This is a genomic window from Aureibaculum marinum, assembly GCF_003813905.1.
In the GTDB taxonomy this organism is placed as follows: domain Bacteria; phylum Bacteroidota; class Bacteroidia; order Flavobacteriales; family Flavobacteriaceae; genus Aureibaculum; species Aureibaculum marinum.
The window spans coordinates 1-15,874 of the sequence record NZ_RPFJ01000051.1 but is presented as its reverse complement, the minus strand read 5'-3'; the positions used below and the strand labels follow the sequence as shown (position 1 = coordinate 15,874).

Below are 15,874 nucleotides of genomic sequence, written 5' to 3'. Positions count from 1 at the left end.
TCTAATTTTTTAGTATGCCTTTTAATAATAGTTTATCGGCTACATTCATCATCGTCTTATAATCTATGTTACATTTTTCTATGATATCTAGCAAGTCATGATCTCCATCAGAATAATTAAGCATCCACATCATAGCGTCTATCTCAATTGCTTTTTCTTTTTCTGACAAAGTTGGATAAAGTCCTCTTTTACCTAATTGAGGTTCACAATATGGAAATTGATTTATATATTTTTTATTTTTTTCAATAAGGGTAAGTATTTCTACATACTTTAAAATGGTCTTTTCCATTGCTGCAAAGCTAATGAAATCTTTATTATCTCCAGAAGTATGATACTCTGCATATTGCCCATAAGTAGTTCTTAATAACAAAACAACCGGCAGATTAAAACCTGGAGAACAATATTGTCTTTCATCAGAACCTCTTGGAGCAAAATCAATAACTTTAAATTCAGATTCCGTTTGTTTTAAAATAGTATATACAGCTCTATCAGGTAAACTATTTCCTCTTCTACTCTTTTTATAAGTAAATTGACCATCGTCGCCAACACAGGTAACTACAAAACCAGCTTCTAAGTTTTGCTTAAAATATTCACCATATTGAGATAGGTAATAAATACTTCCAATGGTTTCTGGTGCAAATACAAAACGATAGGTATAATAATTTTCTTTGTCTTTTAGCTGATTGTATATAAAAGCAGTAACTAGTGGTCCAGACAATTCATTATTTGCCATAGAGGGATGACAAATATAAGTGGTAAGCAAAATTTCTTTATCAGATTTTCCTTTTAAAACCAAATCTCCATAGGTCATTGCCCCCTTTTCATCCAAACTACTGTCTATTTTTACAGTATATATTCCGTTTTTATCTAATTTTTGGAATTGATTGTGTGACATACAAAATCCCCATCTTCTACTATAATACGAAGTTAAATAAGGAATTAAATCAGGTTGTTTAGGTAATGTATAGAGATGCTCTTTAAGCTCATTAAACGTTAATTCACCTTCAAAAGGTACAGAATACCCTAATAAATGTAAATTATTTACTGCAAAGTCTACAATGGTATTACCATGCTCATCTTTAATCCATGCCTCTTTAGCATTCCATTCTGGTGGTACAATCCAATCAAAACATTGTGTACCTGAAGGTACTTCATGAATAGTTAGAGGTATTATTTCAGAAAGGATATCAAGAGTTTCTCTATTTCCATCTCCAGTTAAACTCCGATTGATTGGCCATAAACGATCAAAATATTTTTCTAATTGTTCTTGCATTAATTGGCTTCGTTTTTATGATTACTAACAAAACAGTACGGATTTTCTTTAATCAATTCATCAGCAAGCAAAACATAATCATTTGCTTTTATACAGTGAATAAAACCAGCTCCCAATTGTGTTTTTTGAAGTAAGTTCTTATCAACAAGAATTTCTTCAATAAAATTCATATTCAAAATAGGGTTTACTTCTAAATCTCTTACATACATTTGATAAGTTCTGTCTACTGTTTCTGCTTCATTTACACCATAAGGGGCTGTAAATGATTTCCAATACCGATAAGGTACTTTGTTATGTTCTTCTACCATATGTATAAAAGATGCTGCATTATAATCTGTACCTAGTAATAAAATCTTCGCATTATTTTTTAGCAATACATCAAAAGCTCCATGTTCTCCGAAAGCAGATTGTGGGTCGCCATTAGTTATAGCTTCTGCCAACGGGCCTACTACCGCAATGGACTGCATAGGATGTTTGCTTCTTAAACTTGTTGGTAACATTCTTATATATTCGGAAAAAACTCCCATATTTTTAGAAGGAGTTGTATTGCTGTAAAAAGGAATTCCTTTACAAAAATCAAAATTAAAAGTAGGCACAGCAATTGTACCTTCTTCTCCAATAACTTTTCGTAATTGTTTATAAATTGAACTTGAAAGTTCTTTTAAAGGTACATCTGTTGGAATACCAAATGAAAACAAAGAGTTGTGTACCAACACCATATCACCTCTTTTTAATCCAACGTCTAAAAAAGTAGAATAAAAATGCTCGCTATTGTATTTTTGCATGCTTGGTTAACTTAATAATATCTTTTTCAAATTGCATTTTAGTAAAAAAATTAATAGAATTAAGGTTATCTACAATTACTTCGACTTCAATTAAATCTACATTTTTCTCTTTAAACCACAAGTCTAATTCTTTTGACAACTTTTCACCAGCTCCTGAGCGTCTATATTCACTTTCAATAAATAAATGTGACAAATATCCTATTTTCTTATTTCCCAGATATGCGGGAGATAATCTAATGATACCTGTTACAAAGCCTATAATTTTTTTATTGTCATAAGCAACATAAATATTACTAAGTTTTCCTAATGTTGACTTGATGGAATTCATCCATATTTGAGGACCATTTTCAACCAAAGGCATCACTAAACCTTTGGTTTCCATAAAATCATAGAGTTGCTTAAACTGGTCTTTTATCGTATCAAATACAACTTCTGAATCGTGTTTGGTTAACGGTTTAATTTCCATTTTCAATAATTTTACTCAATTTTTCAATCGAGTTAAACTCTGTAGGGTCTAATTCACTAAAATCGAGTTCCATATCAAATTTAGCTTCTATTTCTACCGCAAATTCTAAAAAAGATAAAGAATCTAAAATACCTTGTTCAAACAAGCTTTTTGTAGTGTCTACTTCTTCCTTTTTTATTTCTAACAATTCAAGACGCGTTGCTAATAATTCTAATAAACTATCTTTATGTGTAATAGTACTCATTATATAATTTTTTCAATTAATTTTTTTCGATCTACTTTTCCATTCATATTTAAAGGAAATTCAGGAATAAACAGAATGTCTTTTGGTAACATATAATTGGGTAAAATTTTACTTAACTTTAATAAAATATCTTTCTTAGCTTGTTCTGAATTCCCCTCTACAAAAGTATATAAATTATCTGCAATTCCATTTACTACAGGATATGGAATTGTATATACCATTGTTTTTTCGGTTATTTTAGCAATAGCATCATTAATTTCGTCCAACTCAATTCTATAGCCTCTAATTTTTACCTGAAAATCTTTTCTTGCTACATAAAATAACAATCCATCTTCATACTTAGCAATGTCACCTGTTTTATACCATATTTTATCTCCTTTTCCTTTAAGTTTGACAAATTGTTTTTTAGTAGTATCTTCATCTTTCCAATAGCCTTTTGCTACTTGACTTCCAGACAAACAAATTTCTCCTTCAACCTCGTTGGGAATGTCATTTTCATCTACCAAACACAATTCTTGAGTATCAAAAACTGAACCAATACAAACAACACCATTATTCTCTTTTATCTCTTCATTTCTAGGTAATTGATAATGTGTAATAGATACTGTTGTCTCTGTTGGACCATAAACATTGTCTATTTCAGTATTAGAGGCCGCTTTTTGCCATTGCTCTGCAACAGCCTTAGGTAAAGGTTCACCACAATAAACGCTCCATCTAATAGAAGGAAAATTTCCAGGTTTTAGCATTTTAAACCTTCCCATTATTTGGATTAAAGAAGGCACTGAACACCAAAAAGTAAGTTGATGGGTATTGATAAATTTGGCAGGTGCCATAACTACGTTATCAGGTACACAATACAATCCTGCTCCTCCTTTAAACGATAGATACAAGTCATGTACACTCAAATCAAACGTTAAGTCAGGTACATGTGAAAATCTATCGGTAGGTTTTACATCATATCTATCAATTAGATAATTAACGTAACTCAACACATTAGTATGGCTAATAGGAACTCCTTTTGGAACGCCCGTACTTCCAGAGGTAAAAAGTAAATATGCTAAATGGTCTTTGTCTACATCAACAATAGTATTATTTTCATTTATTAAGTCTTCCTTAGAAATTATCGTATGATGAGAAGCTATTTCAGGAATATCCTCTTTAGCCGTTTCGGGAAAAATTAATGTTAAAGATTGTTCAAATTCTGGTAACAATTCTACTAAATTATTGATACATCTATTATCTACTAGAACCACTCTCGATTCAGAAAGTGAAATTATTTTGATATTTCTACTCTTCGGAAACTTTGGGTTTAATGGTACATATGTTTTTCCAGACTTTAAAGCCGCCAATAACCCTGCATAAGCAATTACACTTTTATGTGCCATTAATGCAATTTGATTTCCTTCTGTGTTTAGTAGTCTATCAGAAATCTTATTAATAATTTCGCCTAATTTTTTATAACTATACGATGTATTATCTACCATTAAAGCAATATTATCAGGATAATTTTGCTTTGAATTATTAAAAATAGAATAAAGGTTCATGTAATAACTTTCTTAAAAAAAATAGTTGATAAATTATTTTGAATGTTTACTTATTTCATGTTTCATTTTTTCTAACAAGACCTGATTATTTTTTAAATAATTTACCAATGTTTCAACTGATTTTGACTTCATTTTTTTATACAAATCCTGTTCCAATTTAAAGTCTTCTATGGTATCTAACGTTAATCTAATATTTTCAGTGTTAGCCATATAGTTAGGCATTTCTAACAATTGAATTTTATAGCTTTCAGGATGTGTATAAATATAATTTGTAACATGTTCTTGGTACAAAGATAAGGAAGTACTTTTACTTACGCTTAGTAAAGCTTTTAAAGAAACAGCTTCTGTAAACAACCCTAAATGTGATTTTATAGTTGGTAATCCGTTTGGAAGTTTATAGCTTACATAGTCTAAGTTATTATGCTCTATTTCAGAAATAAATTGAGATATATGTTCTATATCCAAAAAAGGATTGTCAGCACATATTCTAATGATAGTTTTAAAATTAAATTGTGTTGCAGCTTTTATAAAACGTTCTAGTACATTATCTTCGCTTCCTCTATATGTTTTTATATTAAACTTTTGAGCAATAGCAATTAATTCATCATCAATTGTATTTATTGTAGTTGCTAGCACAATTTTCTCTGTAGAATAATGTGTAGTTAACTTTTCAAAAAGTAGCTCTAAAACACCTTTTTCTTTATAAAAAGGAAGTACCATTTTATTTGGCAATCTTGTTGATCCTTTCCTTGCTTGTATAACTATACCTGTCATTTAATTTGATAATTATTGGTCTAATTTTTTTGAAGTATTTAAATAGAGATCTATCACTTTATTTAACAACTCTTTTTTAGAAAGATAAGATTCAACAAATTCGCGATATGCACCTTCTCCTCCACTTTTGGTAAGCACCCAATTTACTCTGCTTTTTATATAGTCAGGAGCATTGTTAGGACATGCACTAAGGCCTACTTTTTCAAGTAATTTAATGTCATTAATGTCATCGCCAATATATGCAACTTCTGACCAATTTAACTTATACTTATTTAATAAACTTTCAGCACTACTCACTTTATCTTTTATCCCTAAAAAACAATCGGTTATTTTTAACTTATCAGCTCTACGTTTCACAATTTGGGAATTTTCTCCAGTAATAATGGCTGTAGGAATATCGAGTAATTTTAAAAAAAGAACTCCTGCACTATCTGAGGTATTAAACTTTTTCCATTCGTTACCTGTCTCGTCATAATACATGCCACCATCGGTCCACACGCCATCTATGTCGGTGATAAACAGTTTTATATCAGACGCAGGAAGTGGAAAGCTTGACGTGGGAAGCCCAGTATTGGTTGTTTTCGACTTGGCGTTACTCATGTTTGTTTTATTTAGTTTTGATTCAGTCTGCAGTCTTCAGTCCACAGTCTTCAGTATTATAACTTTTAGGCAAATTTATCTGGATTGTTCATCATATAATTGATGAGTTTTCCAATTTCTTCGTTTCTAACTACTAATTTATTTTTTATATCTTTATTTATATAGCCACATTCCTTTTGCAAATTCAAGCCAACCTAATGTCTCTGCATTTTCAGAATCGGCATCTGATAATTTACTAATAAAATGCTTTGGATAGATCCTTTTTCTATAGGCTTCCGCCAAGTTAATACAAACTGAACGAGATGACCTTCATATTTGTTCCGTCAAAGAGTACTTTTCTTCCTTAGGAAATAATTTTGAAGTTTCAAAAATTTCCATAGCTAATTCAAATCCCTTTTGATATGCCATTAATTTTCTAATACCCATTTTAACGATTTCTTTTTTAAAAGAATATAAACTTTTTAGTCCTTCTGTACCAGTTTTCAGTAACATGCTTATCCACTTTTCATCATCTGCACTACGTATCATGGACTGCCACCTGCCAACTGCGGACTGAAGACTGTAGACTGCCAACTCACTCAAAATCCTCTTGCTTCAATGTAACATCTGCATCAATATCTTTTACCGCTCTTTTACCAAGAATACTATTTCTATCGTTCCATTTAATTCCATCTCCTGGTGATTTTAAACAAATTAATTCATCTGTAAGCAGGTCTCCTTTTTTAATGTTTACCTTACTGGTAACACTTCGTGCCAATTTAACTTTAGCAGCCGCTGTTGCAGGATTTACTTCTTTAATTCCATCACCCGTAGCAATTTCAGCAGCTCTAATATATTCAACTAATTTGGTAAGTCCAGATTTTTCTAAAGAACCTGGCTGGTCAGTACCTTTCATAGTTCTATCTAATGTAATATGCTTTTCAATAATCGCCGCTCCCATTACAGCGGCGGCAGTAGAAACAACTACTCCTGAGGTATGATCTGAAAAACCTGTTATAAAACCATATCGCTCTTTAAGCGTATCCATTACTTTAAGATTTACATTTTCTAATGCACATGGATATTGAGAAGTACACTGTAAAATCATTAATTTATCTTTACCCAATTGTAAGGCATCAACAGCCGCATCTATATCTTCCAAACTAGCCATGCCTGTAGATATAATAACAGGTTTTCCTGTTTTGCCCAACGCTTCTAACAAAGGTATATTTGTTAAATCTCGTGAGGCTACTTTATAAAAAGGACAATCAATACGTTCTAACAATTCTAATGAAGGTACATCACAAGGGGTACAAAAATAAGTAATTCCTTTAGCAGAAGCATATTCTTTTAATTCCAAATGTTGTGCTTCATCTAATTCTAAAAACATTCTATGCTCCCCATAGGTTTTACCAAATGAATTGGGATTGTCATACGGTTTATCAAAAGCTTCTTTGGTAAGTTCTGAGGGAATGTCTCTTTTTTGAAACTTTACGGCACTCGCACCAGCATCAACTGCCATATCAATTAATTTTTTAGCGAGCCGTACTTCTCCATTGTGATTTTGTCCAATTTCTGCAATAATATAAGTAGGATAATCCTCTCCAACCCAAATCTTATCTAATTTTATTCTTTGTTTCGGTGTTTTAGGTGTGTGTTTTATAGTATCTAAGTAGTCATAAATTTCAGCTATAGAAACGCTCTTTGAATCGTATTGCGTTGCTGTAAGCATTTTTTCAAAGGCATGTAACTGTTCGTTGGTATCAATAGTTAAATACTCATCTAAATCAGGACGTAATCCTTCAAAATCATTTGGCAATTCTAATATTGAAAATAGACTTGGATTTTTTCTGAAAAATGGAGTAACATGCTCTCTATCAAAATATGCCTTTGTTAAACTATTGGCTTCTCGAATAGCTCCCACATTAAAAATTTCTGGAACTATATGTGATAACCCATCAATATGTGTATAGTCCACTTTTTTCTCCAGATGTTTTTCAAAAGCAATTTTAGAAATGTCTTCGATATAAAGTGGATTATCGGCAGTAAATCTAACAATAATATCGTGTTCATTTAAATCGGCACTGGCTTCTACAAATCTATTTAATACATCTAGAGCATCTCCTCTAAATATAGAAACATCTAGTTTTTTTACAGCAGCTTCCAACGGATCATCGGCAACTAAATCTGTAGTTGCTATGGTGATTTCATCAATAAAATCAAACTTCTTTACTGAATTAATAACTCTGTATAATAATGGTATTTCATTAACAGACATTAAGGACTTTCCTCTTAGTCTTTTGCTTAACATTCTAGCCTGTATAATTGCTCTAACTTTCACTTTAGTATATTTTATTTTATTATTTCTGCTTAATTCTTTTATAATGTTAGCAGGTATTTATTGGTCCGTATAGATATTAAAACACTCGAAATGACATTTATTTTCAATGTTCAGTTCGAGTGTATTAGCATGGTATAAAAAATTTAGTACTTGTAAATAACATGTTCTTAAATAAAAGGATTCTATCAAACAAAACCCCAGTGTGCTGTTGTCAAAAAAGACGACTACTTTTGAAACGATTACGAATTCATTTCTAAATATTTATCAACAAAAGCTTGTATTCCTTCTTCAATTGGTGTTGAAGGTTTAAAATTAATATATTCGAATAAACTCTCTACATCTGCATATGTACTAGGTACATCTCCAGGTTGAATAGGTTTTAAATTAATTTTTCCTTTTTTTCCCAAGGCTTTTTCTATCGCTCTTACAAACTCCATTAATTGAACGGGACTGTTATTTCCTATATTAAAAATTTGATATGGAGCTGTACTAGCAGAAGGAACTGGTTTTTCTGGATTAAACTTCGGATTGTTCTTTTTAGGAGCTAAAGGGATTAATCTTTTTATACTTTCTACAATATCACCCACATAAGTAAAATCTCTGCTCATGTTTCCATGATTATAGACATCAAACTCTTTATCTTCTACAATGGCTTTTGTAAATAAGTACAGTGCCATGTCTGGTCTTCCCATGGGTCCATAAACTGTAAAAAATCGTAAGCCCGTACTTGGAATATCAAATAAATGAGAATAAGAATGAGCCATCATTTCATTGGCCTTTTTACTTGCCGCATAAATCGCCATAGGATGGTCTGTATGACTGTCAACCGAAAAAGGTATTTGTTCGCTTAACCCATAAACAGAACTAGATGATGCATATATTAAATGCTTAACAGGATAATTTCTACACCCTTCCAATACATTTAAAAATCCTGTAATATTATTATCAATATACGTTTGAGGATTTTCTATTGAATAACGTACACCTGCTTGAGCTGCTAAATTTACTACATAGTCAAACTTTTCTTTTTTGAAAAGTTCCATCAAATTTGCTTTGTCTTGTAAATCTAATTTTACAAAAGTAATGGCTCCTTTAACAGGTTTATTGTCTTCAATTTTTGCTCTTTCAATCCCCAAATCTGCTAATCTAGCATATTTTAAATTTTGATCGTAATAATCATTAATATTATCAATACCAACAACTTGATACCCATTTTGGGATAATAATTTGGACAAATGATAGCCTATAAAGCCAGCCGCTCCGGTTACAAGGACTTTCATATTTGAGTTATTCATAATGTTTTTTTCATATTTTCGTAATCAGTCTTCACTTAACAGTTCATAGTATTCGGTCCTCAGTTGGTAGTCTTCAGTCTTCAGGAAATTATGAAACTATATTAATCAAATTTTTTAGGATTTTTCATCATATAATTGATTAATTTTCCTATTTCTATATTCTTACTTTCTAATCTACGTTTTAAATCATCGGTTATATAACCACATGAATTAGAAAATTCTAACCAACCTAAGGTTTCCGTATTTTCAGAATCTGCATCTGATAATTTACTTATAAAATGTTTTGGATAAATTCTTTTTCTATAAGACTCTGCTAAATTAATACAAACAGAACGTGATGACCTTCTTATTTGATCTGTCAAAGAATAAGTCTCTTCTTTAGGGAAAAGCTTTGACGTTTCAAAAATTTCCATTGCTAATTCGAAACCTTTTTTATATGCCAATAATTTTCTAAATCCCATTATTAAACACTATTTTTTCTCTTTTGACTGCAGACCGGTACTGAGGACTACTGACTGAATTATAACCTACTATTCGACTTTTCTTTAGGTAATGTAGCTTTCACATCAAAAATAATATGGTCTTTAGCACAGAAATCTTCAATAGCCATCGTTTTAAATTCTTTATGAGAAACTGCGATTACTACCCCATCATATTTTTTCTTGATATCACTTTCTTTACAAATTAAATCAATTCCGTATTCGTGCTTTACTTCTTCTTTTGTTGCCCATGGATCAAAAACATCTACTTGTACTTCAAAAGATTTTAATTCGTCTATAATATCAATAGCTCTTGAATTTCTAATATCAGGACAATCTTCTTTAAAAGTAATTCCCATCACCAATACATTAGAATCTTTTATAGAAATGCCTTTTTTAATCATCATTTTTACGGATTCTTGAGCTACAAATGGTCCCATACTATCATTTAAGCGTCTTCCAGCCAAAATAATTTCAGGATTGTACCCTAATTCCATAGCTTTTTGAGCTAAATAATACGGGTCTACACCAATACAATGACCTCCTACTAATCCTGGTCTAAAAGGTAAAAAGTTCCATTTGGTACCAGCTGCCTCCAATACGTCTAGCGTATCAATATCCATTAATCTGAATATTTTTGACAATTCATTCACAAAAGCAATATTCACGTCACGTTGTGAATTTTCAATAACTTTAGCCGCCTCTGCAACTTTAATAGAAGGAGCTAGATGTGTACCTGCTGTAATTATAGATTTGTAAACAGTATCAATATACGTTGCAATTTCTGGTGTTGAACCTGAAGTTACCTTTAAAATTTTAGTTACTGTATGTAATTTATCTCCAGGATTGATGCGTTCTGGAGAATATCCTGCATAAAAATCTTTATTGAAAGTTAGTCCTGAAACTTTTTCTAAAATAGGAATACATTCATCTTCTGTTGCTCCAGGAAATACTGTAGATTCATAAACCACTACATCGTCTTTAGACAATACCTTACCTACGGTTTCACTCGCTTTAAACAATGGTGTTAAGTCTGGTCTATTTCCTTTATCTACTGGAGTTGGCACGGTAACTATATAAAAATTAGCAGATTCTAATTCCGAAAGTTCATCTGTTAACCAGAGTCCAGTTTTTGAAGCCTTTAATGTCTCATAAGACGAAACATTTACACCTTCTAATTCTTCTGAAGAGGTTTCTAAGGTAAAATCATTATTACTTCTTAATTCTTCTATTCTTTTTGTATTAATATCAAAGCCTACCACTTGATATTTCTTAGCAAATTCAACAGCCAAAGGCAATCCAACATATCCTAAGCCTATAATTGCAATTTTTGTTTCTTTCATATTACTTTTTCTTATTTCAATATATGATAACTGATGAGTACTTTACACAACTCACATTCTAGATATTTTTTTTCAATCTTTTTTTTCTAATGTCTTCATGATAATCATTTCAGAAAAGCAAACGTTAATTCTAATTAAAAATTATTTTTTAAACATTCTTTTTATCCAAGATTGCTTTTCTGCAGTATGATATCCATTATTATACTTTCCATAACCTCCATAACCATAACCGTAACCATAGCCGTAACCATAGCCATAACCATAGGTGTTTTTAACAGAGAAATCGTTCAGTACGTAACTTATGTTTTTAACTTCTCCATTTTTATATTTGTCATCTATCATTTTAGGCATGCCACGTTGGGTATAATTTTGCCTAATAATATACATGATGGCATCTGAATATTTAAACAACTCAATAGCATCTGCTACCAAACCTACAGGCGGTGTATCAATAATTATATAATCATAGTGTTCTTTTAAGTATTCCATCATTGCATTTGCTTGATCACTAATCAACAACTCTGATGGATTAGGAGGTATTGGTCCTGAAGTAATGATATCTAAATTCGGTACCCGAGTACTTTGAATAACTTCTGACAATTCTTTTTGTCCAATCAAATAATTAACCACTCCAGTTTCATTGCTCACATCAAAATCGATATGTAACTTTGGTTTTCTTAAATCGAGACCTATCAACACTGTTTTTTTATCACTCATAGCAAAAACAGAAGCCATGTTGATAGAACAAAGTGTTTTACCTTCACCACTTACCGAAGAAGTAACCACTATGGTTTTTGAACTTCCTCCTTTTTTAAATAAAAACTGAATGTTAGAACGTAATGCCCGAAAGGATTCTGACAACGATGATTTTGGCCTGTCAAACACCGCTAAATAGCTATCTATTTTACCACTACCTACTACACCTAGTACCGGAATTCGATATGTTTTTTCTATCTCTTCAACAGTAACAATTTTATTACTTAAAGCTTCTTTAATTAAAATATAAGTAAAAGGCAAACCTAGACCTAATAACGCCCCTACCAAATAATTAAATAAGGTATTTGGACTGATAGGACCTTGCCCCACATCTTTTGCTTCATCCAACACTTTTATATCTGAAACATTAGCGGCAATGGCCGTACCTGCTTCGTATTGTTTTTGTTTTAAATACTCGTAATTGGTCGCTGTTAAATTATAATTACGTTCATACTGTATCAAACCTTGCTCTTTCTTAGGCAACGTATTTAAACGAGCATTAAAACTAGCCAATCTTCTTTTAACCGCTGCAAGATTATTCTTCGTTTCATTTTTTAAGTTTGTAATATTTTCTAACAGTACATTTCTTGTGGTTTCAATACGATCGTTTAAGGTTTTTAATAGAGGATAATCAGAAGTTACATTTTTTTCTAAGTTCTGCTTTTCTTTAGTCAACTCAACATATTCTACAATATTTTTTGCGATGTTAGGGTCTTCTATCCCAACATTTAAAGGAGCTGTGATGTCTCCCCCATTTGTTATATAGTTTTCTAAATTGCTATAACTTTGTAACCGTTCCGTTATTTGTTGTTGTTGAGCATCTAATTCAGAAACACCATCCAATAAAGCTTGTCCTTGTGAACTTAAATTATAAACACCACTTTGTTGCTTGTAACTTCCTAAATCTTCTTCAATTTTCCTTAAATTTAAAGCTGCATCATTAAAAACGGTATCAATATATTTTTTTGTACGGATGGCATACTCAATTTTTTGAGCTTGTTGGTCTTTATCCAACACTTCAACAGACGTATTGATATAATCTTCAATTTTCTTTTTATTCACCCCTGTTAAAGACAATTCTATTATAGAAGTACCATCTTTTTTACTACCCACATTTATTTTTTGATACGCTTTAACCGTATTGTTAAAGTCAGAAAACAACACATAATATGTACTATTAGACAAATCTGAACTAAGCCTTTTGGGTTTGATTTTAAAATCAATGAATGGTGTTTTTATTCTCCCATTGACTTTAAATGTTTCAGAATATGACGATTTATTGATATTGTAATTTTCTTTTGTATTGGTTGGATAATTAATTAAGGACAAGTCTGTATCTTCAAAATCAACAGAAACTACAACTTCATTGGTTTCTAAAAACTCTAATTTAATAGGATGGTTTAAAAGTTGATAGCTTGTAGAATCTAATTCTACAGAAAATGGTACCTTTCCATACACATCCTCTTTTCTAAAACGTCCATCTTGCAAATAATTGATATAATATTTTAATTGATGAACAACCTTTTCATTATGGGTTCTCGATTTTAGTATGGTAATGATATTTTCTACCTTATCACTTGGTCCACCCCAATTAAAAACCAAATTGGTACTAGAACTAAACAACGGGTTTTGTTCGTCTTTTACAGTAATGATACTATCTAATCTATAAATACGAGGTTTACGCATATTTACATAAAAAGCTACCAACACCCCTAATATCAACATTACTAAAAAGAGCTTCCAATGCGAAAGCACTTTAAAAATATATTCTTTGATGTCAAACGACTTTATATCATTAACATTAAGATCAAATTTATCTAATGGCTTCATTGTCAATTATAAAGTTTTAACTAATAAAATGGTGGTAGTAACAAACGACAATACAGATACAATGGTAGTAAAAGTTTGTACCCCAGTAGTACCTGTACCCCATGACTTTTGTTTTAAGGGCTCTACATAAATAATATCATTTGATTGTATGTAAAAGGCATCTGAATTAAAAATAGCAACATCAGTTAAATCTAATGTCATTTTTTTTGTGCCATCAATGTGTTTTCTAATAATAGTTACATTTTTTCGATCTCCAGTAATGGCAATGTCTCCAGCACTAGCAATAGCTTCTACAATATTTACTTGATTTTGAAACAATACGGAAGGTCCAGGAGTATTTACTTCACCAATTACCGTAAACCGAATACCTGCCAACTTTACTGTGATAAAAATATCATCAATATCTTTAAAAAACTTAGCCAATTCACTTTCAATTTTTTCTCTAACTTCTTTTTCGGTATACCCTAATACATTAAGCTCCCCCACATACGGAATTCTAATATTACCGAGTCTATCTACAGTATACCCTTTTAAATAAAACTGATCTGCACTTATTTGACCTGCAGTTCCAGTAGTTTGTGTTTCAGACTGCTTAAACAAAGCAACTAATTCTTCATTATTTGCTTTAATTTGTATGTCTAAAATATCATTGACCTGCAATTTATAAGGTTCATTTAATATTTTATAAACTTCCTTATTGGAAGAAGGTTCTCCTTGAAAATAGGTTAATTCTTTTTTAGGAATACATGAAGTAATTAATAAACCTAAACTAAATATAAATAAAATTTTACGTAACATTATTATTTTTAACTTGTCGGCAAATATAATTTTAAAATCTCTATTATCCTTAATTTTGCACTTTAAAATGTAAAACGCACTTATACGCATGCTATTTCAAATTGCCTCTTATTTTAAATTTTTAGTTAAATCTACCAATCAACATGGGGTACACTCTCCTTTCGTATACAATCTTATTACAAAATGCTTTTATGATAAAAAGCAAAAAAAATGGTATTCAAAACTAATAAATTATAGACAGCTGTTACTACAAAGTGATAAGATAATTGAAGTTACCGATTTTGGAGCAGGTTCAAAAACCTTAAAAAGCCAACAACGAAAAGTAGCAACAATTGCAAAAAATGCGGGAATCTCTATAAAAAGAGCGAAATTATTAGGAAGAATGGTATCGTATTTACATGCTGATACCATCTTAGAAATTGGAACTTCTCTAGGTATTTCTTCAGCTGCCATGAGTTTTGGAAACCCCAAAAGTAAAATCGCAACACTAGAAGGATGCCCAAAAACTGCAGATATAGCCAAAACCAGTTTTAAACATTTTAACCTATCTACAATTGAGGTAATTATTGGAAATTTTACCAACACCTTACCTGCAACTCTAAAGCAACTTAGTGATAACACTACGGATTCTAAAGACTCCTTGGATTTAGTCTATTTTGATGGAAATCACCAAAAAGAAGCTACTTTAGACTATTTTGAACAATGTTTGCCCTTTATTCATAATGATTCTGTCTTTATTTTTGATGATATTTATTGGAGTAAAGGTATGCAAGAAGCTTGGACTCATATAAAAAAACACCCTAAAGTAACCGTTAGTATTGATACTTTTTATTGGGGAATTGTATTCTTTAGAAAAGAACAAGAAAAAGAAGATTTTGTAATTCGACTTTAACAATTTGTTCTCAAAAAAAGGTCTAACCACGGAGCACACAAGGAATATAAATAGTAATTATTCTCTGTGCTCTTTGTGAAAAACTTAGTGTCCTTTGTGGTAAAAAAGCTTAACCACGGAGAACACAACGTCAACCACGAAGCTCACTAGGAGTATGAATAGTAATTATTCTCTGTGTTCGTTGTGAACAACCTTAGTGTCCTTTGTGGTAAAAAAGCTTAACCACGGAGAACACAACGTCAACCACGAAGCTCACTAAGAATATGGTAATAATATTTCTCTATGCTCGTTGTGAAAAACTTAGTGTCCTTTGTGGTAAAAAAAAGCTTAACCACGGAGAACACAACGTCAACCACGAAGCTCACTAGGAATATAAAAGTTAGCATTTCTCTGTGCTCGTTGTGAACAACCTTAGTGCACCTTGCGGTGAAAAGCCTAACCACGAAGCTCACAATGGCTAACACGAAGTTCACTA

14 protein-coding genes and 1 pseudogene are annotated in these 15,874 nt (G+C 31.3%); 1 reads left to right on the top strand and 14 read right to left on the bottom strand.

Going from position 1 to position 15,874, the window contains the following annotated elements; translation table 11 throughout:
- Position 1: 1 nt before the first annotated feature.
- The 14 genes and pseudogenes from EGM88_RS14290 to EGM88_RS14225 all read right to left on the bottom strand — a co-directional run bounded on the left by EGM88_RS14290 (position 2) and on the right by EGM88_RS14225 (position 14,507).
- Positions 2-1,273 carry a DUF4910 domain-containing protein gene (locus EGM88_RS14290; RefSeq protein WP_123899107.1) on the bottom strand — a complete coding sequence of 424 codons (1,272 nt, stop codon included), beginning with the start codon at positions 1,271-1,273 and terminating at the stop codon, positions 2-4.
- Positions 1,273-2,058, bottom strand: coding sequence for an AAC(3) family N-acetyltransferase (locus tag EGM88_RS14285; protein ID WP_123899106.1), 786 nt, complete (start codon positions 2,056-2,058; stop codon positions 1,273-1,275). Before EGM88_RS14285 ends, EGM88_RS14290 begins: the two co-directional genes overlap by 1 nt.
- Complete coding sequence (locus tag EGM88_RS14280; protein WP_123899105.1) at positions 2,042-2,524, bottom strand: GNAT family N-acetyltransferase; 483 nt, start codon at positions 2,522-2,524, stop codon at positions 2,042-2,044. Before EGM88_RS14280 ends, EGM88_RS14285 begins: the two co-directional genes overlap by 17 nt.
- Positions 2,514-2,768: an acyl carrier protein gene (locus EGM88_RS14275; protein WP_123899104.1), complete on the bottom strand. Its 255-nt coding sequence runs from the start codon at positions 2,766-2,768 to the stop codon at positions 2,514-2,516. Before EGM88_RS14275 ends, EGM88_RS14280 begins: the two co-directional genes overlap by 11 nt.
- The gene (locus EGM88_RS14270; RefSeq protein ID WP_123899103.1) at positions 2,768-4,312 is read right to left on the bottom strand and encodes an AMP-binding protein; all 1,545 of its coding nucleotides are present in this window, start codon (positions 4,310-4,312) and stop codon (positions 2,768-2,770) included. The genes EGM88_RS14275 and EGM88_RS14270 overlap by 1 nt, the downstream gene beginning before the upstream one ends.
- A 33-nt stretch (positions 4,313-4,345) precedes the next feature.
- On the bottom strand, positions 4,346-5,086 hold the full coding sequence (locus EGM88_RS14265; protein ID WP_123899102.1) for a cytidylyltransferase domain-containing protein: 741 nt from the start codon (positions 5,084-5,086) through the stop codon (positions 4,346-4,348).
- Between the two features lie 12 nt (positions 5,087-5,098).
- Complete coding sequence (locus EGM88_RS14260; RefSeq protein WP_123899101.1) at positions 5,099-5,686, bottom strand: KdsC family phosphatase; 588 nt, start codon at positions 5,684-5,686, stop codon at positions 5,099-5,101.
- A 65-nt stretch (positions 5,687-5,751) separates the two neighbouring features.
- Positions 5,752-6,112: pseudogene (locus tag EGM88_RS14255) on the bottom strand (four helix bundle protein).
- Positions 6,113-6,260: 148 nt separating this feature from the next.
- Entirely contained in the window at positions 6,261-8,006 is a 1,746-nt protein-coding gene (locus EGM88_RS14250; protein WP_123899100.1) for an N-acetylneuraminate synthase family protein, read from the bottom strand.
- Positions 8,007-8,245: 239 nt separating this feature from the next.
- Complete coding sequence (locus EGM88_RS14245) at positions 8,246-9,301, bottom strand: NAD-dependent epimerase (protein ID WP_317126547.1); 1,056 nt, start codon at positions 9,299-9,301, stop codon at positions 8,246-8,248.
- A gap of 101 nt (positions 9,302-9,402) precedes the next feature.
- Entirely contained in the window at positions 9,403-9,762 is a 360-nt protein-coding gene (locus EGM88_RS14240) for a four helix bundle protein (RefSeq protein ID WP_123899099.1), read from the bottom strand.
- Positions 9,763-9,821: 59 nt separating this feature from the next.
- The gene (locus EGM88_RS14235) at positions 9,822-11,123 is read right to left on the bottom strand and encodes a nucleotide sugar dehydrogenase (protein WP_123899098.1); all 1,302 of its coding nucleotides are present in this window, start codon (positions 11,121-11,123) and stop codon (positions 9,822-9,824) included.
- 141 nt (positions 11,124-11,264) lie between these two features.
- Complete coding sequence (locus EGM88_RS14230) at positions 11,265-13,709, bottom strand: GumC family protein (RefSeq protein ID WP_123899097.1); 2,445 nt, start codon at positions 13,707-13,709, stop codon at positions 11,265-11,267.
- A gap of 6 nt (positions 13,710-13,715) precedes the next feature.
- Positions 13,716-14,507 (bottom strand): polysaccharide biosynthesis/export family protein, encoded by a 792-nt coding sequence (locus EGM88_RS14225; protein WP_123899096.1) that lies wholly within the window; start codon positions 14,505-14,507, stop codon positions 13,716-13,718.
- Between the two features lie 88 nt (positions 14,508-14,595).
- Here EGM88_RS14225 and EGM88_RS14220 point away from each other — a divergent pair, with 88 nt between their 5' ends.
- Positions 14,596-15,399 (top strand): O-methyltransferase, encoded by an 804-nt coding sequence (locus EGM88_RS14220; RefSeq protein ID WP_123899095.1) that lies wholly within the window; start codon positions 14,596-14,598, stop codon positions 15,397-15,399.
- Positions 15,400-15,874 lie beyond the last annotated feature (475 nt).